At 43.5% G+C, this 2,595-nt stretch carries 2 protein-coding genes; one reads left to right on the top strand and one right to left on the bottom strand.

The genetic code is table 11. From position 1 onward, the window contains the following. Positions 1–221: 221 nt before the first annotated feature. The gene (locus IT291_05085; GenBank protein MCC6220601.1) at positions 222–455 is read right to left on the bottom strand and encodes a hypothetical protein; all 234 of its coding nucleotides are present in this window, start codon (positions 453–455) and stop codon (positions 222–224) included. A gap of 702 nt (positions 456–1,157) precedes the next feature. Here IT291_05085 and IT291_05080 point away from each other — a divergent pair. After that, positions 1,158–2,585: a Coenzyme F420 hydrogenase/dehydrogenase, beta subunit C-terminal domain gene (locus tag IT291_05080; GenBank protein MCC6220600.1), complete on the top strand. Its 1,428-nt coding sequence runs from the start codon at positions 1,158–1,160 to the stop codon at positions 2,583–2,585. Positions 2,586–2,595 lie beyond the last annotated feature (10 nt).

Below are 2,595 nucleotides of genomic sequence, written 5' to 3'. Positions count from 1 at the left end.
TATACCGTTTCCAAAAAGTAAGTTAAATATTTTACTTTTTGGAAACGGTATTTGTTGTTTATTGGCAAGTGCTTACGCACTTGCTGTTTATAGCATTTACAAAAATCCTTTTTGTAAATGCTATAAACCAAAAAAACATCAGCTAATTGCATTTTGATGAGCATTATAGGAATTTCGATTGCTTTTTGTGTTCTCGTCATTGGGGGATGCGATCAGATAAATCAATCAGTCACTGAACTTGCTGCTATGGCGTCTCTGTAGCGAAGAATTCTCGCTGGTGTGCCAGCTACGATCGCCCGCTCTGGCACGTCACTATTTACGAGCGAATGTGCGCCAACTATGGCATCGCGACCTATTGTCACTCCGTCTAGAATCGTTGCGCGAGTTCCAATCCAACTGCCAGCGCCAATCCTAACTCCACCACGATTTTCAACCGGCTGCTCTATAAGAGGCATTTCGCTAGCATCTATGCTATGGTTTCCCGGCCCTATATATACATAAGCTGCAATCAATACGCTGGAACCTATGTCTATTCCGCTACTCGTGGCAATCCGACAATGACTGCTAATGTTTACAGCATCGCCTAGCGAAATACTTGCATCCTTTGCCGAAACGATCGAATGCCTGCCAATGAATACGTTATTTCCAATCTCAATTCCCGCGCTGTTCTTATTACTAACAACTCGCACATCTAAAGTAACATTGTCGTCTATTACGACATTACTCCCAAGTGCTATTCTATGCGGATGACGGACAGCGACTGAACGTCCAATTATACTGCCATGCCCATAGGCCTTTACAAAGCGTGGGAAAATTAGTTGCCGCAACCCTAAACCAAACATCGTAGGTAAGTTTAGCAAAAACAGGTTATACAACTCAAAGCAGAAAAACTTACACCATCCCTTCTCGCCCACACTAAGACTCTTGTACGACGCAAGTCTAGAATGAGAGCTAGCCGCAAAGCGACGTTGTTGTGGCGTCATTGCTACCGATTTAGCAGCGCTTTCTCTAGCTTCGCCATTAGCGGTTGTTTTATCAAGTAACTGAGACATATATTTAAAGATTAGCATACTGCTTAAACATACACCAGTTGACCATAATAAAATGAAGTGACAGTCTATCAAGCAAACTCTAGATTCTTGAGCAACTTTTCAACGATGAATAAATTTTCTTTGCGCACTGCGGAACTTTTTAGGGAGCCACTTAAATCTCCTGCTCGCATCTCTAAAAGTCCACAAATTTCCGACCCACCTCGAGCTTTGAGAGCACTCGCTAGCATAGTAAACAACGATTTATGTCATCGCTGCGGAACATGCGTAGGCATTTGTCCAACAGATGCATTAGATATAGATTACTGCGAATATCCTTCAATAAAGAACCTAACTGCGTGCACGGATTGCAATCTATGCGTAAAGGTTTGCCCCGGAGATGAATTTAAAGCTCAGGAAATCGCCGGTGAATTCTTTGACTGTCAGTATGACATTAACGACATACATGGATTTTTCACCTCTGCCTATCTTTCGCATGCAACTGATAACAGAATCCGCCAAGAGGCAACGAGTGGCGGGACAGTTACAGCGTTATTGGTTCACTTGCTCGAAAGCGGCGCAATCGATGGCGCAATTGTAGTGTCCTCCGACGAGAATATTTTATGGAAAGGCAAACCAATCCTTGCTCTATCAAAAGAGGAAATTTTAGCGGCCACAAAGTCAAAATATTCCATAGTGGGAACAAATTCCGTTCTAAAGACAATTCGCAATCGCGACGGGCGTTATGCCGTCGTAGGGTTGCCGTGTCACATTCATGGAATTCAAAAGGCAAGGCTCCTAGACAAAAGGATTTGCGATCGAGTAGTGCTGACTATCGGCTTATTGTGCCATGCAGCTATAGAACACGATGCTTTTGAGGTAATCTGGCAAAGCCTCGGCGATTACCGCAACGATGCAAAAAAATTTATTTCGCGAGTCGGCAAACATCCAGGGACTCCTCACGTGGTCTTAGCAGATGGCTCGCTAATGCCAGTTTACTTTAGCAAAATGCGCAAATTTCGCCCGACCTCTATGGATATGATTAATATCCTCTACCGCTTGTTTACCCCGGCGCGATGTTTAACGTGTTACGATGCGACAGCAGAATTTGCAGACATTGCAGTGGGAGACCCTTGGATGAAATCTCCCGCCTCAGATATCGATTTCTATGAAGGCTATAGCTACGTGCTCACTAGAAACAAAAAAGCACAAGAGCTTCTTGAAAAAGCCGAGAAAGAGAAAGCTTTGAAACTCATTCCCCTTAATCAAACTGCCGCCAGGACTTGCAATCGAATAATGGGCAAAGAAAAGCGCTTAAGAGCTTTTCGTCTATTGACGACGCGCAAGCGACAAGGACTACCTATACCTAACTACGGATTTCTCCCATCCAGACCAAAATTCGCAGATCGCATCCATACAGAACTAAATCTACTTTCGCACTTATTTTGCTTTGCAAAGAAAGGAAGGCGTTTACTACTGCGAATTATGTTATCGCCGGCCGGCTATCCATTGCTTTGGCTAAATCACCTGAGACGAAAATACATAATGAAAAAGTAACTCTTCCTTT

Source organism: Deltaproteobacteria bacterium (assembly GCA_020845775.1).
In the GTDB taxonomy this organism is placed as follows: Bacteria; Bdellovibrionota_C; UBA2361; order SZUA-149; family JADLFC01; genus JADLFC01.
This window is presented reverse-complemented; position numbering and strand designations above follow the sequence as displayed.